Origin of the sequence: Candidatus Enterococcus leclercqii, from assembly GCF_009933135.1 — a bacterium.
Lineage (GTDB): Bacteria > Bacillota > Bacilli > Lactobacillales > Enterococcaceae > Enterococcus_C > Enterococcus_C leclercqii.
Window position 1 is genome coordinate 14779 of record NZ_MAEH01000014.1, and the last position, 18575, is coordinate 33353.

Below are 18575 nucleotides of genomic sequence, written 5' to 3' on the forward strand. Positions count from 1 at the left end.
TGACCGATGGGAACGACAGAAGTTATGACAAAGCTCGGATTGAAGGGTCAAGTTCTGCCTATCAGCGGTGGAGATGTCAATCAGAGTTTTCGAATCAATACCGAAGAGGGCAGTTTTTTCCTGAAATACCACCCAAATGTCAATGCAGAGTTCTTTCAGGCAGAGGTTCATGGGCTCAAAGAGATTTTCGATTTCGTGCGGGTACCTAAAATCTATGACTTTGGTGAAGTTCCTTCTGGCGCCTACTTGTTAATGGAGTGGATTGAGCCTGGGGAAGGGGATCATCGGGAGTTGGCGGCTTCGTTGGTAGACTTACACAAACAGAGTGCCCAACAATTCGGATTTTACGAGGATAATTTCATCGGGATCTTACCGCAAGTCAATGCCAAGACGGGGAGTTGGGTGGATTTCTTTTTGACCTGTCGCTTGGATGTCCAAGTAGAATTAGCCAAATTGCACAATGTTTGGAATGTGGAGCGGGAAGCTGGCTACTTGAAGCTTAAAGAATACGTTTGGAATCATTGGCGAGATCGCGATTTTATGCCGAGCCTGCTTCACGGTGACTGTTGGAGTGGCAATGTCTTTTTTGCGGCAAACGGCCAGCCAATTTTTATAGATCCAGCAGTTTCTTACGGGGATCGGGAGATGGATATTGCCATGAGTCAGCTCTTCGGTGGATTTAAGGCGGAGTTTCTGGAAACCTATCAAGATCTGTTTCCACTACCTTCAGGCTGGCAAGAACGCCAACCAATCTATCAGTTGTATTATCTGCTGGCGCATTTAAACCAGTTTGGCGAAAGCTACGGTACCCAAGTGGATCAGATTCTAGCAGCATTTTAATAAAATCACAGCGGGCAGCGGTTAGGCAGCAAGCCACCGCCTGCCTGTTTTTTGGGGGAATTATTTTGGCAGTCAAATATGCAACAACACATGAAGTCGCTTACTACGAGTGCGATGTCAACGGGACGATGACTTTTCCAGCCATGATCTCTGCATCCATCAAAGTCTCTGAAGAGCAAAGCGATAGTCTTAATCGTGGAACAAAATTTGTCCACAGTTTCGGATTGACTTGGATCTTGACCAACTATCAGCTGGAAATTACTCGCCTGCCACGAGTGGGTGAAGTGTTGACGATTGCTACGATGGCGATGGAGTACAACAAGTATTTCTGTTACCGTCATTTTTGGATTGAGGATGCTTTTGGCAACGAATTGGTGAAAATCGAAGCGGTCTTTGCATTGATGGATATCAAAAATCGGAAAATGGCCAGTGTGCCGGAAGAAATTATTGCGCCCTATGAAAGTGAAAAAGTGAAACGCATCCGCCGTTACCCGAAAATTGAAAAGATCGAAACAGGAACCTATCTGCCTTACCGGGTGCGTTTTTACGATATCGATAGCAACCATCACGTCAACAATGCTGTTTATTTCAACTGGATGATTGATGTGTTGGGGAGGGACTTTTTGACTACGCATGTTCCAGTGTACGTAATCGTCCGCTATGATAAAGAAGTAGAATATGGCAATGAGATTACCAGTCATTTCGAAATTCTGCCGCCAACAAAGGACAGTGATGGCTTGATTGTGACGCGCCACGAAATCCGTTTGGGAGAGGACCTTTGTTGTGAAGCCAACATCAAATGGCAGGAAAAAATGTCATAAAAGTGCGGGAATCTGACAAGCTTTCTGTCAACCTCCTCTAAAGCGGACACTACTAAATATGAGCCGCAAGCCAAAAGAGACACGTAGCTTCCACTGTTTATTAATGGAAGTTGCGTGTCTCTTGTTTGTTGAATATGTCATGCATTTTTTGCAGGTACGGTCACGTTTTTTTACGGAGAAAGCCCCAAGGAGTGCATCCAATATACTTTGTTTAAGCTTTGAAATAGTTGGCATTGCTCGGTGTTACAGCCTTGCTTTTTGTAAAATTGCAGCTTAGTTTTCCATGAAAGTCATCAATTCTTCACGGCTCAAGTGGCGGTTATGGGCAATCAGCAATTTAATACGAGCTTTTTGAGAATTGAGGCTGTTGGAGAAGATGATGCCCATTTCCTGTAGTTGGCGTCCGCCGCCGGTATAGCTATAGACGGGTTCGGCCACCCCGTTGAAGCAGCGGGACACTAAAACGATCGGTAGCCCACGATCTAACATCTGTTGTAGAGGTGGGAGCGTATCCGGAGGCAGATTGCCAGCTCCCAGGGCTTCAATCACCAAGCCGTCGATACTGCTTTGAGCTAAAGCCGTAAACAGTTCCCCATGCATCCCGGCATAAGCTTTGATGATAGGAATCAAGCCGTCTACGCGATCCACATCCCAATGAGGTGCGGGTAGTAGTTCTTGCATGAAGAGAATGCGACTTTTAGTCACCAGACCAATAGGCCCCAAAGTTGGCGTGCGGAAAGTCGCAACATTGGTAGTGTGAGTCTTCGTCACGTAACGAGCAGAGTGAATTTCGTCATTCATCACCACCATGACACCTTTATCCACTGCTTTATCGCAGGCAGCGACCCGAATGGCACTTTCAAAATTGTAAAGACCATCACTGCCTAGTTCGTTGGAAGAGCGCATGGCTCCGGTGACTACGATAGGAAGCAGATTACCAATAGTGGTATCCAAAAAGAAGGCTGTCTCTTCCAGCGTATCGGTCCCGTGGGTGATGACTATACTGTCAAAACCAGCAATTTTGGCAATCTGGATTCGTTCTTTGAGTTGAAGCATGTGTTCCGGCGTGATCTGAGGGCTGGGGAGATTAAAGATATCTTCCACTACCAACTCGACATCTAGAGGAAGTGCCACCGACGCATCCATTAGCGGATTTGCCACATCTGGTGTGACCCCGCCAGTCAAGGCATCTTCTTTCATGGCAATGGTGCCGCCGGTATGAAGAACCAGTATTTTTTTCATTGAGCCACCTACTTTGAAAATAATTTTAGTAAAACCAGCGGATTTTCGACCCGTTGTTTATTTCGAAGCCATTGTATCATGATACCTGAAATCCCCCAAGCAACAAAAAACGCCGACGCATCACTTACCATTTTCCCGTGGTTTTGATATGATAAAGTCATTGAAGTCATAAGAAAGGGAGGAAGACGCATGATTAAAGCAATCTTTTTTGATATCGATGGGACACTGCTTTCAGCTGGCGGTCATGTGCTTCCTAGCACCAAAAAAGCAATCCGTGCAGCGCAAGAACGGGGAATATTGGTGGGAGTTGCTACCGGTCGTGACCCTGCTAAAGTGGGGCGTTTATTAAAATGCCTGCCATTGGATATGTATGTTACCTATAACGGCCAGTTAGTTTATACCAACGAAGACCTCGTTTACTCGCGAACTTTTGAGCGAGAAGCTTTGGAGCAAATCGTCAGCTACGCCGATCAAAACAGTCGGTCCGTGAATTTTGGCTTGAGAGAACAAGTCATCGGCAGTCGCTTGATGAAATTGGGCCAGTCGGTAATCGGCCAGCGCTTGGTCCGCTTTTTGCCCCGCAGTTTGCCCGTCGGATTCATGAAAGGGGCGCTGCAAAAAATTCATTTTTTGCGTTCGGACTTGCATTATCGGCGGATGGGAATTTTGGATCAACCGGTGTACCAATGCATGATGTTCAGTCCCGTTGCTGGAGATCGGCGCTTGGCGGCGGCATTGCCAGGCTGTGATTTATTGCGCTCCAATACTTTTTCAGTGGATATCGTGCCAAAGGGAGGTTCCAAATTAGCGGGAATCCAGCATGTGTTGACAGAAAAAGGCATCGATACCAAAGAGGTGATGGCTTTTGGCGATCACCTCAATGACATTGACATGCTAAAGGGTGTAGGAATTGGGGTAGCAATGGGAAACGGCCAGCAACAAGCCAAAGCTGCGGCAGATTACGTCACTGGCTCCAATAATTCCGATGGGATTGCCCAAGCTCTTAGACACTATCGAATCATATGATTGCTTGCTAAAGGAGAAATAACTAATGACTGAGACAAAAAATAAGACGCCTTATGAAATGGTGGCGGCTTTTCATGATATTTTTGATCCTAGAAAGTCCCCACAACCCACGGCTTTTGATTTTCAAGAAGCTCTTTTTCGCGCAGATTTCAAAGTCGAAGAACTGGTCGAATTCTTATATGCCGCAGCCGCTGGCGATCACCGGCTATTTGACCAACAAGTGGAAGCACTCCATGAGGCAATTGATCGCGCACAGGCGAAGGTTTTACAAAAAAAGAGCCAGTGACCGATGCCTTGGTGGCTCAAACGGATGCATTGACGGATTTGTTATACCTGACTTATGGGAGCTTTGCTTTGATGGGGGTCGATCCCCAGCCAATTATGGCCATCGTGCATGAGGCAAATATGGGCAAGCTGTTTCCTGACGGCAAGCCTCATTATGATCCTGTCACGAACAAAGTAATGAAACCGGCAAACTGGGCTGAAGAATTCGCGCCGGAAGCCAAAATCAAAGAAGAATTGCAGCGCCAACTTCGACAAGGACAAGAAAATTGATCAAAGGTACGGCTAAATTCAAGTCTGACCTGCTAAACTTCTTTTAAACTGTTAAACAAAGTCGAAAAAACCGTGCTGTCTGAAGACCCGCCAACTGCCATATTTTGGCAACTGGCTATGTCTTAGACAGCACGGCTTTTGTTTAGTCAAAAAAGGTGTAATACAAGGTGCGGATAGCCAATTTCTCTTGGTCTTTATGGATGCCGAACATGATGCTGACTTCAGAAGAGCCTTGGTTAATCATTTCCAAGTTGATTCGTTTGCGAGCCAGTGCGGCAGTACTTTCTGATGTGACCCCGACTCGTTGACGCATTCCTTCACCCACCACCATAATCATGGAAAGATCATGGGTGATGCGCAGTTCATCTGGATCAATTTCATAAGCAATCTTACGCATCAGCTGTTCTTGCAGCTCATTGTCTAACTGATTGCTGCGAATGACAATTGAGATGTCATCAATTCCAGAAGGCATGTGTTCATAGCCGATACCAAACTCTTCTAAAATTGTCAGTACACGGCGGGTAAAGCCAATTTCTCGGTTCATCAGATATTTGCTGATGTAAATCATGCTGAAACCTTCATCACTGGCAATCCCGATGACTGGCTTTTCATGCTGATCGCGCTTGGGAATAATCTTGGTTCCCTTACAGTTGGGATTGTTGGTATTTTTGATAACCACTGGAATCTTCGCACGATAAGAAGGCATTAGCGCCTCATCATGGAAGACCGTAAAGCCGGCATAAGCCAGTTCTCGCATTTCCCGATAGGTCAGTTCTTTGATGATTTCAGGATGATGAACATACCCGGGATGGGCGGAGTAGATTCCGTCAACATCCGTGAAGTTTTCATAGAGATCCGCCTTCACACCGGCGGCGACAATCGAGCCACTGATATCTGACCCCCCGCGAGAGAAGGTACAAATATTGCCTTCTTCGGTGTAGCCGAAAAATCCGGGAATCACCAGGACAGCTTCTGAGTCGGCCCATTTATAGATTTTTTTGTATGCCTTGTAGAGGACCCGGGCGTTGCCGGGTTCGTCAGAAACTAAAATCCCCAGCTCTTTAGGATTGATATAGCGAGCATTGACGCCTTCTGCCTGCAAGATTCCGGCAATCAGCTTGGCATTGTTGTCCTCTCCTCGACTTAAAATATGATCGTAAAGATGAGGATTATTTTCAATAGGCAGCTGATTCACCGCCTCCAGATCAAGCCGAATCGCAGCCAGGTGTTCTTCATCGACTTCAAAGGCCTCACCAATCTCCAGATAGCGGGAGAAAATCTCCTCAATAACCGGTGAGAGACTTTTATGGGCCAATTTTCTTTCATATAGTTGAATCAACAGATCAGTCACTTTAGTGTCAGAACTGTTCCGCTTCCCCGGTGCGGAAACCACAACAAAACGCCGGGTTGGATCATCTTTGACGATAGCCACAACTTTGCGAACCTGTGCACTGGAAGCAAGCGAACTGCCTCCGAATTTGATAACCTTCATGTTGACCTACCCCTTTTGTGTAAAGTGAGGCATCCACCCTCCGATGCCTTCATGACAGAAACCTAAGTATTGTTTTTAGAGTACAAAAATCTGCCACAAATTGCAAGGTGTTTCCAATTGAATTGTCAGAAAAATGGAAAATTTGCTGAAAGACTTTATAAAAACTGCTGTAAATCTTTTAAAAGTTTCTAGGGCAAAGGAAAATTTCCACAGTGTTTATGAAAATTAAGCGTTGCAAAAAAATGTAAAGTTTTTTATGATAGCTAGTGCTAGTGTTGGGGCTTTGTGCTATAATCTAGCGTAGATGCCTTTTAGGGTATTTTCCATATATACAGTGTTTTTCACTACTTTTTTCATATAAAATAAGCCTGCTTAAAGGCATAATACCAGATATTTTGAATGCGGAGGAGACCAGCAATGTCTACACAAGTTATCATCGGGATCATCATCGCCATCGTCGTCGTGGCAGCCATCTTATATGGTGTCGGTTTTGTGATGAGGAAAAAGAATCAGGATAAGCTTCATGAGTTGGAAAAACGGCGGGAAGCACTCTTCGATCTGCCGGTCCTGGAAGAAGTCGACGATGTGAAAAAGATGCATCTGGTAGGACAAAGCCAAAACACCTTCCGCGAATGGAATCAAAAATGGACGGATATCTCCACTTCTTCTTTTGCGGAATTGGAAAGCCGCATTTTCGAGGTAGAGAGCCTAAATGAAACTTTCCGGTTTATGAAAGCTAAAGCGGCTATTGTGGATGCCGAAGAAACCATGAACGAAATGGAAACCGAAGTCGAGCAAGTCAGAAACGGCTTGAAAGAATTGCGGGAATCAGAGGAACGCAATTCATTGGAAGTCCAAAAAGCGCTGGATGTCTACGAAGAGTTGAAAAAGACATTGCGGGAAAACGGAGAGGAATATGGTCCAGCCTATTCCGAACTGCAAAAACAACTGAAAAATATCGAGATCGAATTTACCCAATTCGTAACACTGAATACTTCCGGCGATCCGGTTGAAGCTCGGGAAGTACTGGAACAAGCCGAACAGCACACCTATGAGTTGGAAGATACGATGAAGCGTATCCCGGCAGCCTATGAAGAATTGAACAAAACTTTCCCGGATCAGCTCAAAGAAATCCAAGAAGGTTACAAAAAACTGTTGTCAGACAACTACGTCTTTCCAGAAGAGAACTTCCAAACTGAAATTGACCGCGTGAAAAAGCGCGTTGAAAAATCAATGGGAGATCTGGAAAAAACCGAAGTTCAAACGGTGGAAGTTGCCAATCGCGACACGGCCAGTGCGATTGATTCACTGTACACAGTCATGGAACGAGAAATGGATGCCCGCAAATACGTGCACAAAAATCGTCCTGTTGTAGAAGAATACATTCAACATGCCAATAAGAATAATCATCAGCTGATGATTGAGATTGACCATACCTCTCAAAGTTATACGTTGAATCACAACGAATTGGGCAAGGTTCGTGGTTTCCAACAAGAAATCGACGAGCTAAACCGTCAGAAAAATGTAATCCATCCAAAACTGGATAACCACGAATTGCCATTTTCTGATGCGCAAACTTTCTATAAAGATGCCTACAAGATATTAGATGATGTGGAAGGCCAACAAGTAGAGATTGACAATGGCTTGCGAGAACTGCGACAAGGGGAACAAGCTGCTCAGAAAAAAATCGAGCAGTATGAATTCCGCTTACGCAACTTAAAACGCTATGTGGAAAAACAACGCTTGCCAGGCTTGCCAGGAGATTATCTAGAAGGGTTCTTCATGGCCACCGACCGCGTGGAAGACTTAAGCAAAGCCTTGAATAAGATTCGGGTCAACATGGTAGAGGTCAACAAATTGGTGGCCGATTGCGAAAGCGACATCAAGGCTCTAGAAACCAAAACCAACGATTTGGTGGATGCAGCAGCATTGACTGAACAAATGATGCAATACGCGAATCGTTACCGTCATTCTCATCCTGAGATCAAAGCGGCCATCGATCGTAGCCTGAGCTTATTTAGTAAAGAATACAAGTATCAAGCTGCTTTGGACGAAATTGGTCAAGCCTTGGAACGAGTAGAACCGGGTGCCTTCAAACGTATCGAAAGCTTCTACTTCAATAACCGCGACCTGGTTTAAGTCACAACCTGTCAATAACCAAAGACCTTCCGTGAAAGTTCGGAAGGTCTTTTTCTATCGAAAGCTTTTAAAGCTACGGATAGGACGGTTAAAAGTTTTTACAGAGGGGCTGTTCTATTCTGCCGACAGAACGATCACAAAATGCACATTGACGCGTTGTTAAAGTTTTAAGACCGAGTAAGGTCCCTTGAAAGGCAGGATAACAACGTATATAATGAGAAAGAATTTTTGCCTGCCGCTGCTCAGTACTTTTAGTTGGGCCCAGGGTAGGAACAGAGAGGACCGTAATTATGATATATTTTGACAACAGTGCCACTACCGCTATTCATCCATTGGCACTGGATGCTTACGTAAAAACCAGCCAGAAAATTATGGGCAATCCTTCCAGTCTGCATGATCTGGGGACACAGGCGAATCGTTTGATGCAGCAGGCTCGCAAGCAAATTGCCGGTATTTTGGCAGTATCACCTCATGAAATCTGGTTTACTTCCGGTGGAACAGAAGGCGATAACTGGGTGTTGAAGGGAACGGCTCTTGCTAAAAAGTCTTTTGGCAATCATCTAATTATCTCTGCTGTTGAACATCCAGCAGTTTCTGAGACCGCTCAACAGCTGGCAGAATTAGGCTTTGAAGTGAGCATTGCACCAGTGAACAAAGAAGGCTTCGTTGATGTGGACCAGCTGGCAGCACTTATTCGCAAAGAGACGATTTTAGTCTCGGTGATGGCAGTAAACAATGAAGTTGGGATGATTCAACCCATCCAAGCAATCAGCGAGCTGCTGAAGAATTATCCGAAAATCCATTTCCATGTGGATGCGGTTCAAGCGATTGTCAAGGTTCCTCAAGAACTCTGGCTAACAGAGCGAGTGGATTTTGCGACTTTTTCCGCCCATAAATTTCATGGACCACGAGGCGTTGGCTTTATCTATTGGCGAGAAGGCCGCAAACTAGCGCCACTTATGACCGGTGGTGGACAGGAAGAAAATCATCGCAGTGGAACCGAAAATGTTGCCGGAATTGTGGCGATGGCCAAAGCGCTACGTCTCGCTGTTGAAAAAAAAGCGGAACGACCTGCACATGTAGCAAAGTTGAAAGAATACCTGACCGAAGAACTACAGAAGTTTGCGAAGGTCACCGTCTTCAGTGGGGCAGAAAACTTCGCACCTCATATTCTGTGTTTTGCTCTACAAGGAATTCGAGGCGAGGTAATGGTTCATGCTTTGGAAGAAAAGCAAATCTACATTTCCACCACCAGCGCTTGTTCTTCCCGCAGTAAGACCGAAAGCAGCACGCTTCACGCCATGAATGTAGCCGGCAATTTGGCAACCTCTGCTGTACGGGTCAGTTTGGACGAAAGCAATACCATGGCAGAAGTGGAACAGTTTTTGATTATTTTCAATCAGCTGTACCGCAAATTTTCAAAAGTCAACTGAGACACAGCAAAGACCAGGCTGCTGTTTGATAGAAGCAGCTGTTCAATAGACAAGTAAAGGGGAAACGATAGTGAATTTGAATTATACCGAAATCATGGTGCGTTATGGCGAGCTTTCCACCAAAGGAAAGAACCGCAGAAGCTTCATCATGCGTCTGGCAGAAAATGTCAAAGGGGCATTGGCTGCTCATTCTGAAATCATTGTTCGGGCAGACCGTGACCGGATGCACCTGTATTTGAATGGGGCGGATGCGGCACCTATCATTGAAAAGCTGAAGAAAGTCTTTGGTATCCAAAACTTTTCTCCTAGTATCCGGGTGGAAAAAGAACTTGATGTAATCATCACTGCGGTGCAAGAGCTGATGAAGGAAATTTATACCGGTAGCGAGACCTTCAAAATTACTGCAAAACGCAGCGACCATGGCTTTGTGCAAAACTCTGATGAATTGAACCAAACACTGGGGGCAGCTGTTTTTCGGGCAATCCCCGGAATCAAAGCGCAAATGAAAAAGCCAGACATCAACTTGCGGGTGGAGATTCGGGAGAACGGTGCTTACTTGTCCTATGAAACTATCCAAGGTGCTGGTGGCTTGCCAGTAGGAACCAGCGGCCGAGGCATGCTGATGCTCTCTGGCGGTATCGATTCCCCCGTAGCCGGCTACTTGGCAATGAAGCGAGGCGTCGAGATTGAAGCTGTTCATTTTGCTTCGCCGCCTTATACCAGTGAGCAAGCCCTGCAAAAGGCCAAAGATCTGACAGTCAAATTGACCCCCTATGTGGGCAAAATTCAATTTATTGAAGTCCCTTTCACAGAGATTCAAGAAGAAATCAAACGCAGTGTCCCCCAAGGCTATTGGATGACCTTGACTCGTCGTTTCATGCTGCGAATCACAGATGCTATTCGTGAACAACGGCGCGGCCTAGTGGTTATCAACGGCGAATCTTTAGGCCAGGTTGCTTCTCAGACCCTGCAGTCGATGGTGGCTATCAACGAAGTGACCAGTACACCAATCATTCGTCCGGTGGTAACGATGGACAAATTGGAAATCATTGAAATCGCACAAGAAATCGACACCTTCCAATTAGCCATTCAGCCTTTTGAGGATTGCTGTACCATCTTTGCACCACCGCAGCCAAAAACACGACCAAAATTGGAAAAAGTCCATTACTACGAAGCACGTTTGGATGTTGAAGGTATGATTGCCCGTTCTTTGGCCGGTTTGAAAATTGAAGAAATTAGCCCTGACCAGGCAGCCGCTTCCCAAGCAGAAGCGGAATTTGCCGATTTGCTGTAAGAAAAGAAAGCTGTCCGGAGCGGGCGGCTTTTTTCTTATGAAATCAGTTGGGAGCGGGCAGCTGTCACCAATACAGCTAGTTTGATTGCTTGGAATAATTTCACAAATCTTCCGCTAATAATCAAAGGTGGTTATTGTGCAGGAGCGCATGAGATAAAAATGACAAATCATCTTTGTGAAGAAACTAAAAAACGTTGCGTATCTGTGGCTGTCGTGATACACTAACTATGTGAAAAAACGAACAAAGGAGCTTCCACCAATGGATGAACTCAATTTAAAAAATGTACCTAAAGCAACGGCAAAACGACTGCCATTGTATTTGCGGTATCTTAATATGCTGCAAGATTCCGGTGTCACTCGGATAAAATCAAAAGAATTCAGCGAGATCACCCAAGTACCCTCTGCCACGATTCGGCGGGACTTTTCCCATCTGGGGGAATTAGGACGTAGTGGTTATGGTTATGATGTCAGCTATTTGATTGAAGTATTTAACCGCATTTTGGATACCAATGAAGAAAAACGGATTGCTCTTGTAGGGTATGGAAATTTGGGTAAGGCGTTAGCTAATAATAATTTTCGCCGCAACTCCAATTTAAATATTGTTGCAATTTTTGATAACAACCCTGAGTTGGTAGGGACCGAAGTAGATGGGCATTATGTGTATCCCATCGAAGCCCTGCAAGAAAAAGTGGCGCAAGAGTGCATCACAGTAGCCATTTCAACTGTACCCAGCCAGTTTTCCCAAAGTGCGATTAATCAGATTGTGGCTGCCGGCATTACCGCAATCTTGAATTTTGCGCCAGACCGGGTGGATGTTCCCCAAAATGTCCATGTCCAATACATTGATTTGACAACTGAACTGCAGACCTTGATTTTCTTCGATCAAAATTATCAGAGCAAGATGGCGGAAAAAGTCTGAGACGCGGTTTGACTTTCAGAAAGTTCCATTGTAGAATGACCTCAGACATGGAACAAGAGGAGTAACCGCAACTTTGCTGCTTCAGAGATGGGATTCAAGGCTGAGAAATCCCTGCGGCAAGACGGTGAAGGTAGCTTGGGAGTCATCATTTCTGAAGAATGCTTTTTTGCGAAGTAGGAAGTGACGTTTTGTGCCCGTTAACGCACGTCAAAGTGGCAGAGAAATTTCTCTGCAAATTAGGTGGTACCGCGCATTCGCGCCCTAAGATGATTCGTCATCTTAGGGCGCTTTTTTTATTTGCCGACCGCCTGCCCACGCTCGTCAGCGTGTAACCCCTTGATTCCAACTAAGAAACGGAGGAACTGTTATGACTGAAAATTTGTCGACAAAGTACAATCCCCAGGAAGTAGAAGCTGGCCGTTACCAAAACTGGCTGGACCAGGATCTGTTCAAACCCAGCGGTGACCAAAATGCCGAACCCTATTCCATCGTAATTCCACCGCCAAATGTTACCGGTAAACTTCATTTGGGCCATGCGTGGGATACCACCCTGCAAGATATGATTATCCGTCAAAAACGGATGCAAGGCTTTGATACCCTCTGGCTGCCGGGAATGGACCATGCCGGGATCGCTACCCAAGCCAAAGTAGAAGAAAAGCTGCGAGAACAAGGAGTTTCTCGCTACGATCTGGGACGAGAAAAATTCGTTGAACAAGTTTGGGACTGGAAAGAAGAATATGCCGGTCATATCCGGGAACAATGGGCGAAAATGGGCCTGTCGTTGGATTACAGCCGCGAGCGCTTTACGCTGGATGATGGGTTGTCCGAAGCAGTCCGCAAAGTTTTTGTAGGCCTGTATGAAAAAGACTTGATCTACCGTGGCGAATATATCATTAACTGGGATCCACAAGCGCGGACTGCCCTTTCTGATATCGAGGTTATCCACAAAGATGTCGAAGGCGCTTTTTATCACATGACCTATCCGTTGGCCGATGGTAGCGGGGTGGTTGAGATTGCTACGACTCGTCCTGAAACTATGTTAGGAGATACGGCAGTTGCGGTACATCCAGCCGATGAACGCTACCAAGAGTTGATTGGGAAAAACGTCATCTTGCCATTGGTAGACAAAGAGATTCCAATTATTGCTGATGAATATGTGGACATGGACTTTGGAACCGGGGTTGTGAAGATTACGCCAGCCCATGACCCCAATGACTTTGAAGTGGGTAATCGCCACGACCTGCCACGGGTCAACGTAATGAATGACGACGGTTCCATGAACGATCTGGCGGGTAAATATGCCGGCATGGATCGCTTTGCTGCTCGTAAATTGGTTGTCAAAGATCTGGAAGAAATTGGCCGTCTTGTGAAGATTGAAAAGATGACCCACAGTGTCGGTCATTCTGAACGAACCGGTGTGGTAGTGGAACCACGACTGTCTACTCAGTGGTTTGTCCGCATGGAACCGCTGGCTAAAAAAGCCATGGCCAACCAGGAAACGGATAACAAAGTGGAATTCTTCCCACCTCGCTTCAATCAAACCTTCATGCAATGGATGGAAAATGTCCACGACTGGGTAATTTCTCGCCAACTGTGGTGGGGCCATCGAATTCCTGCCTGGTATAACAAGACCACCGGTGAAATGTACGTAGGGATGGAAGAGCCGGCTGATCCGGAAAATTGGGAACAAGATCCTGACGTGTTGGATACATGGTTCAGCTCGGCGCTGTGGCCGTTTTCAACAATGGGCTGGCCGGATGAAGAAGCCGCCGATTACAAACGCTATTTCCCTACCAATACTCTGGTCACAGGTTACGACATCATTTTCTTCTGGGTAAGTCGAATGATTTTCCAAAGTCTGGAATTTACCGGCGAACGTCCGTTTGAGAATGTTTTGATGCACGGGTTGATTCGTGACGAACAAGGCCGGAAAATGAGTAAATCATTGGGCAACGGGATTGATCCGATGGAAGTGATCGACAAATACGGCGCAGATGCCTTGCGTTGGTTCTTATCCAACGGCTCTGCACCAGGTCAAGATGTTCGTTTCAGCTACGAAAAAATGGATGCTGCATGGAACTTTATCAACAAGATCTGGAACGCTTCTCGTTTTGTTTTGATGAATGTCGAGGATCTCAGCTATGAAGAAATTGATCTCACTGGGCAAAAGACAGTGGCGGATCGCTGGATCTTGACCCGTCTTAATGAAACGGTGGCTAAAGTGACGGATTTGTTTGACCGCTTTGAATTTGGGGAAGCTGGTCGCCAATTGTACAACTTTATCTGGGACGATTTCTGTGACTGGTATATTGAAATGAGTAAGGAAATCTTGTACGGAGAAGATGAAGCGGCTAAGAAAACCAACCAAAGTGTGTTGGTCTATACATTGGATCAGATCCTGCGATTGCTACATCCAATCATGCCATTTGTGACTGAAGAAATCTGGAGCAAGCTGCCACATCAAGGCACATCCCTTGTAGTAGCAGATTACCCGGTAGTTCATCCGGAGTTTGATGATGAAAATGCGGTAAAAGGGATGGCGACACTGATTGAATTGATTCGCTCGGTTCGTAACATTCGGGCAGAAGTGAACACCCCGCTGTCCAAACCAATCACGTTATTGATCCAAACCGCTGATCCGGAAATCGACAAATTCTTAATCGAAAACCAGAACTATATTGAACGCTTCTGTAATCCGGAAGAATTGGTTATCTCAGGCTCTCTAGAAGCGCCGGAACTTGCGATGTCCGCTGTTTTGACCGGCGCTACTATCTACTTGCCACTGGCGGGGTTGATCAACATTGAAGAAGAAATCACGCGTCTGGAAAAAGAATTGGACAAGTGGACCAAAGAAGTCAAACGGGTTCAAGGAAAATTAGCTAACGAACGCTTTGTTGCCAATGCTCCGGAAGCGGTCGTGGCCGAAGAACGGGCCAAAGAAAAAGACTATTTGGAAAAACAACAAGCAGTGACAGATCGGATTGCACAACTAAAAACAATCGGTTAATGAACTGTTAGAAAAAGGGTGAAGCACTAACAATCATCAAATCACCTGCTTCTGAACTGAATACGACAAATGTGAGCCAGTAAAAAACGGCTATCTTTCATTAAATTTGATTGGAGGATAGTCGTTTTTTTTTGCCGACAATTTAAAGCTGGAGGATGCTGGAGTTCATCGTTTTAAAATCAGCATTCTTTTACGCTGCTCTTTGCAGCGACGAGAGGATAGTGTGCTTTCTTTGGTCGTCACGAATGCTTGGTTGGTATTTGGCTCCTGCGTTTTGGGGTGCTGAGAATCGTAGCTTTCTTTCTTGAAATTTTTTTAATGAAATAGTGAAAAAAATACTCTAAAAGCAAAAAATCAGACTATAGGCTGATTTTCGTCTATACTATGTATTGTATAGTATGAGTGTAAACAAGGTATAGGTTCAAATGGCTGCATCACCAGGGAAAATAATCATAGCAAGAAAAAGAATGGAGGGGATCGGTTGGACAGTCAGTTGAAGCGCGGCTTGTTGGAATACTGTGTGTTGGCTTTTTTGCTGCAAGAGGATTCTTACGGCTATGAGATTGTTAAAAATATCAGTCCGATTATTCATATCAGTGAGTCCACCTTGTATCCCATTTTAAAACGTCTGGAAGCCCAAAAGTTAGTAACTACCTACAAGCAGGAGTACAACGGGCGGCTGCGAAAATATTATCGTATCAGTAGCAAAGGGCGGGACAATCTGCGGATTTTTTATAAAGGAAAAGACAATGTTATCGCAATCTATGAGTATATTGGGAGGAGTTTGAGGGAAAATGGATAGAAAACAGTTCTTGGCAGCGTTGATGATGTATTTGCCGGCGGGGATAAATGATATTGAAAAATCAGAGTTTCTCGATTATTACGATGAAATGATTCGGGAGTTTGTGGCGGATGGCTATACAGAAGAAGAAGCGACTGCCATGGTAGGAGATCCTGAAGAAATTGTTGCCAATGGGGAATTTTCAAAGGCTTATATGAAGGACAATGCCGCATCAAAAGGCCGGATCAATCTGGGAATTCTTTTACTTTTGGTTTTGGGCTTTCCGCTGTGGGGGAGCATATTGTTAGCCGCAGTTTGTCTGCTGCTTTCAGGTTATATTTTGTTATGGACGCCGCTAATCGTGACAGGTAGTTTCACAGTTGCCGGGCTTTTGGGCGGGCTGGCTTCCATGTTATTGAGTCTAGTGGCGGTACAAGATGGTCTGGCAGTTGCACTGATGCAATTTGGCAGTGGTATGGTGCTGGTGGGCATTGGTTTGATTTGCGGAGTACTGACTGTCAAATGCAGCGGTTGGATTTTGGCAGTTAGCAAACGAAAAACAATGGCAATTTGGAATGGGTTGCAAAAGGGGGTCACCAGGTATGGCTACTAAGAAAATTTTGCAGATTGGCGGCGCGTTTATTTTGATTGGGCTGGTGCTGATGATTGGCGCTGTGTTGCTGGTGGGTGGTGACTTGAATCCCCTGATCTCCGGAGAATGGCATTGGTACCGCACCATTCATTTCGGCTGATTCGCAGGGGTGTTGAAAGAATTGTCATGGTTTTGTCAAGCTAATGTTCCAGAATAGCCTTAAAACCCGCAGAGGTCTGTTTTAGAGCAGCAATCTGCGGGTTTATTGTTTTTTCAGATCAAACGCTCTTTTTGACGAATATTTTACCAGGACAGCGTTCCCACGAAAAACCGGATAAGACAGGGGTTCAGGCTTTTGTTATAATGGGGATGTTCAGCAATCAGGGCGACCCGTACGAGAAAGTCGGGTACGTAAAAATGAGGTGCGGGAAAATGGTAAAAACAGGAAACGAAGCAATCGCATGGATCCACAGTCGGCTGCCTTTTGGCTCACGGCCGGGGCTGGAGCGGGTCAATGGACTTTTAGAACTTGTCGGCCATCCGGAAGACAAAGTTCCGACGATCCATATTGCCGGCACCAATGGCAAGGGCTCGACAGTCAGCTATCTGCGGGAAATGCTGCAAGAAGCGGGAATTACAGTGGGGACATACACGTCGCCTTATATCGAAGCCTTCAATGAACGAATCGCAATTGATGGCAAACATATCTCTGATGAGGAACTGGTAACGCTGGTGAATAAGTATCAGCCACTTGTCGCTCAGTTAGATGCCAAAGAAGAAGTCAAAGGAATCACCGAGTTTGAAACACTAACGGCCATGGCGCTGGACTACTTTTTGGAAAAAGAGGTGGATGTGGCAATTATCGAAGTTGGCCTTGGTGGCTTGTTGGATTCTACAAATGTAGTGAAGCCATTGCTGTGTGGAATTACCACTATTGGGATGGATCACACGGAAATCTTAGGGGACACGTTAGAGGCTATCGCTTACCAAAAAGCAGGAATCATCAAACCAGGTATTCCGGTGGTGACTGGGAACATTCCCGTCAATGCCCTGCAAGTGATTCAACAAACCGCGGCTGAAAAGCGGGCACCGATTTATCGCTATGAAAAGGAATATCATGTCAACTATAAACACCCTGCTGATGAGTGGGGAGAAGTGTTCGATTTTCTCAATGAGCGAGGCAAACTCACGAATTTGAAAACGGCTCTCATCGGTCGCCACCAACCAGAGAATGCCGGTATGGCTATCCAGTTGTTCGAATGCTACTGCCAAATCAAAGGCATTCCCATTGAGGAAAAAGCGATTCGTAACGGGTTGAAAGAGACCCACTGGCCAGCTCGAATGGAGCGTCTTAGTAAAGAACCGCTGATTTTGCTGGACGGAGCCCACAACACACATGCAATGCGCCGCCTCGTGGAAACGATGAAAAAAGAATTCAAGGAGTATAAGGTCAGCATTTTATTTTCGGCATTGTCTACTAAAAATGTCGATGAGATGTTGGCGCTGCTTCTAGAAATTCCCAATGCTAAGATTTATGTGACTACCTTTGATTATCCTAAGGCACTGGAGCTAGATGACAAGTTTGAAAATACTGCGGACAAGCGTGTGACCATTGTTTCGTTGTGGCAGTTTGGCTTGGGAGAAATCTTAGAGAAAATGACCGATGAAGACCTGCTGCTAGTGACTGGTTCATTGTACTTTGTCTCAGATGTTCGCTCACTACTGCTGGAGATGGGAGGAGACGGACATGCAGACTAAAGGAATCATTTTTGATATGGATGGGTTGATTTTTGACACGGAGGCACTGGTGTATAAAAGCAGTCAGCAAGCTGCCGATTCATTGGCAATGGCTTACGACAAACAAACGTATCTTCGCTATTTGGGAATCAGTGATGAAGAGTTCGTGGAAAAGATTCACGCAGACTTTGATGAACAGTACGGTGCTGAAACCATCAGTGAATTTGTTCGGCGGGCCTACGCCAATTCTGAAGCCATGTTTTCAGCTGGTTTGGTGGAATTGAAACCAGGGGTAAGAGAACTGTTGGCCTATCTGGATGAACAAGGAATCACCCGCATCCTCGCTTCTAGCAACAATCGACCAGCGATTAACCGCTTATTGGCGCAGGCTGAGTTGGCAGAGGAGTTTCCTGTTGTTGTCTCGGCAAATGATGTGAGCCGGGCCAAGCCTGATCCGGAAATTTTCTTATTGGCAGCTGAAAAATTGGCTTTGCCCAAAGAAAATCTGTTGGTACTGGAAGACTCCAAACACGGCGTCAATGCGGCATTTGCTGCTGATATTCCGGTGATCATGGTACCGGATCTTTTGGGTCCAGATGATGCACTGACTGCTAAAACTGCGGCAGTACTGCCGGATCTTTTGGCGGTACGAGACTGGCTCAAACACAACTGAAATTAGGACTCTTTTGCGTATGTT

Annotated in this window: 15 protein-coding genes, 1 pseudogene and 1 other annotated feature; of the genes and pseudogenes, 14 read left to right on the plus strand and 2 right to left on the minus strand. The window is 45.6% G+C overall.

Annotated features, from left to right (window positions below; all coding sequences use genetic code 11):
* Nucleotides 1-6: 6 nt before the first annotated feature.
* Nucleotides 7-840 carry a fructosamine kinase family protein gene (locus BAU14_RS06570; RefSeq protein ID WP_161899297.1) on the plus strand — a complete coding sequence of 278 codons (834 nt, stop codon included), beginning with the start codon at nt 7-9 and terminating at the stop codon, nt 838-840.
* A gap of 65 nt (nt 841-905) precedes the next feature.
* The gene (locus tag BAU14_RS06575) at nt 906-1661 is read left to right on the plus strand and encodes an acyl-[acyl-carrier-protein] thioesterase (RefSeq protein WP_161899298.1); all 756 of its coding nucleotides are present in this window, start codon (nt 906-908) and stop codon (nt 1659-1661) included.
* Between the two features lie 273 nt (nt 1662-1934).
* On the opposite strand, the gene BAU14_RS06580 is transcribed toward BAU14_RS06575, so the two are convergent.
* Nucleotides 1935-2903: an asparaginase gene (locus BAU14_RS06580; RefSeq protein ID WP_161899299.1), complete on the minus strand. Its 969-nt coding sequence runs from the start codon at nt 2901-2903 to the stop codon at nt 1935-1937.
* Between the two features lie 189 nt (nt 2904-3092).
* On the opposite strand from BAU14_RS06580, the gene BAU14_RS06585 reads away from it, so the two are divergent.
* Both BAU14_RS06585 and BAU14_RS06590 read left to right on the plus strand, forming a co-directional pair.
* Entirely contained in the window at nt 3093-3929 is an 837-nt protein-coding gene (locus tag BAU14_RS06585; RefSeq protein ID WP_161899300.1) for a Cof-type HAD-IIB family hydrolase, read from the plus strand.
* Nucleotides 3930-3954: 25 nt separating this feature from the next.
* Nucleotides 3955-4484, plus strand: a pseudogene (locus BAU14_RS06590) (HAD family hydrolase).
* Between the two features lie 142 nt (nt 4485-4626).
* Here BAU14_RS06590 and BAU14_RS06595 read toward each other — a convergent pair.
* Nucleotides 4627-5976 carry an aspartate kinase gene (locus BAU14_RS06595; RefSeq protein ID WP_161899301.1) on the minus strand — a complete coding sequence of 450 codons (1350 nt, stop codon included), beginning with the start codon at nt 5974-5976 and terminating at the stop codon, nt 4627-4629.
* Nucleotides 5977-6393: 417 nt separating this feature from the next.
* Here BAU14_RS06595 and ezrA point away from each other — a divergent pair, with 417 nt between their 5' ends.
* The 10 genes from ezrA (at nt 6394) to BAU14_RS06645 (ending at nt 18551) form a co-directional block, all read left to right on the plus strand.
* Nucleotides 6394-8115, plus strand: coding sequence for a septation ring formation regulator EzrA (gene ezrA / locus BAU14_RS06600; protein ID WP_161899302.1), 1722 nt, complete (start codon nt 6394-6396; stop codon nt 8113-8115).
* 290 nt (nt 8116-8405) lie between these two features.
* Entirely contained in the window at nt 8406-9548 is a 1143-nt protein-coding gene (locus tag BAU14_RS06605; RefSeq protein ID WP_161899303.1) for a cysteine desulfurase family protein, read from the plus strand.
* Nucleotides 9549-9624: 76 nt separating this feature from the next.
* A complete protein-coding gene (gene thiI, locus BAU14_RS06610) occupies nt 9625-10842 on the plus strand; it encodes a tRNA uracil 4-sulfurtransferase ThiI (RefSeq protein WP_161899865.1) in 1218 nt (405 codons plus the stop codon).
* Nucleotides 10843-11101: 259 nt separating this feature from the next.
* Entirely contained in the window at nt 11102-11761 is a 660-nt protein-coding gene (locus tag BAU14_RS06615; RefSeq protein WP_161899304.1) for a redox-sensing transcriptional repressor Rex, read from the plus strand.
* Between the two features lie 39 nt (nt 11762-11800).
* Nucleotides 11801-12028: a binding site (T-box leader), on the plus strand.
* A 100-nt stretch (nt 12029-12128) separates the two neighbouring features.
* A complete protein-coding gene (locus BAU14_RS06620) occupies nt 12129-14768 on the plus strand; it encodes a valine--tRNA ligase (RefSeq protein ID WP_161899305.1) in 2640 nt (879 codons plus the stop codon).
* Nucleotides 14769-15249: 481 nt separating this feature from the next.
* On the plus strand, nt 15250-15570 hold the full coding sequence (locus tag BAU14_RS06625; protein ID WP_161899306.1) for a PadR family transcriptional regulator: 321 nt from the start codon (nt 15250-15252) through the stop codon (nt 15568-15570).
* A complete protein-coding gene (locus BAU14_RS06630; RefSeq protein WP_161899307.1) occupies nt 15563-16162 on the plus strand; it encodes a DUF1700 domain-containing protein in 600 nt (199 codons plus the stop codon). Before BAU14_RS06625 ends, BAU14_RS06630 begins: the two co-directional genes overlap by 8 nt.
* The gene (locus BAU14_RS06635) at nt 16152-16301 is read left to right on the plus strand and encodes a hypothetical protein (protein WP_161899308.1); all 150 of its coding nucleotides are present in this window, start codon (nt 16152-16154) and stop codon (nt 16299-16301) included. Before BAU14_RS06630 ends, BAU14_RS06635 begins: the two co-directional genes overlap by 11 nt.
* 272 nt (nt 16302-16573) lie before the next feature.
* The gene (locus BAU14_RS06640) at nt 16574-17899 is read left to right on the plus strand and encodes a bifunctional folylpolyglutamate synthase/dihydrofolate synthase (protein ID WP_161899309.1); all 1326 of its coding nucleotides are present in this window, start codon (nt 16574-16576) and stop codon (nt 17897-17899) included.
* On the plus strand, nt 17889-18551 hold the full coding sequence (locus BAU14_RS06645) for an HAD family hydrolase (RefSeq protein WP_161899310.1): 663 nt from the start codon (nt 17889-17891) through the stop codon (nt 18549-18551). Before BAU14_RS06640 ends, BAU14_RS06645 begins: the two co-directional genes overlap by 11 nt.
* Nucleotides 18552-18575: the final 24 nt, after the last annotated feature.

What these genes read in the sequence shown, in the direction of transcription:
- BAU14_RS06570 (WP_161899297.1), top strand. Translation starts at nt 7, where the DNA reads ATGGGAACGACAGAAGTTATGACAAAGCTCGGATTGAAGGGTCAAGTT.
- BAU14_RS06580 (WP_161899299.1), bottom strand. Translation starts at nt 2,903, where the DNA reads ATGAAAAAAATACTGGTTCTTCATACCGGCGGCACCATTGCCATGAAA.
- BAU14_RS06585 (WP_161899300.1), top strand. Translation starts at nt 3,093, where the DNA reads ATGATTAAAGCAATCTTTTTTGATATCGATGGGACACTGCTTTCAGCT.
- BAU14_RS06595 (WP_161899301.1), bottom strand. Translation starts at nt 5,976, where the DNA reads ATGAAGGTTATCAAATTCGGAGGCAGTTCGCTTGCTTCCAGTGCACAG.
- ezrA (WP_161899302.1), top strand. Translation starts at nt 6,394, where the DNA reads ATGTCTACACAAGTTATCATCGGGATCATCATCGCCATCGTCGTCGTG.
- BAU14_RS06605 (WP_161899303.1), top strand. Translation starts at nt 8,406, where the DNA reads ATGATATATTTTGACAACAGTGCCACTACCGCTATTCATCCATTGGCA.
- BAU14_RS06615 (WP_161899304.1), top strand. Translation starts at nt 11,102, where the DNA reads ATGGATGAACTCAATTTAAAAAATGTACCTAAAGCAACGGCAAAACGA.
- BAU14_RS06620 (WP_161899305.1), top strand. Translation starts at nt 12,129, where the DNA reads ATGACTGAAAATTTGTCGACAAAGTACAATCCCCAGGAAGTAGAAGCT.
- BAU14_RS06630 (WP_161899307.1), top strand. Translation starts at nt 15,563, where the DNA reads ATGGATAGAAAACAGTTCTTGGCAGCGTTGATGATGTATTTGCCGGCG.
- BAU14_RS06635 (WP_161899308.1), top strand. Translation starts at nt 16,152, where the DNA reads ATGGCTACTAAGAAAATTTTGCAGATTGGCGGCGCGTTTATTTTGATT.
- BAU14_RS06640 (WP_161899309.1), top strand. Translation starts at nt 16,574, where the DNA reads ATGGTAAAAACAGGAAACGAAGCAATCGCATGGATCCACAGTCGGCTG.
- BAU14_RS06645 (WP_161899310.1), top strand. Translation starts at nt 17,889, where the DNA reads ATGCAGACTAAAGGAATCATTTTTGATATGGATGGGTTGATTTTTGAC.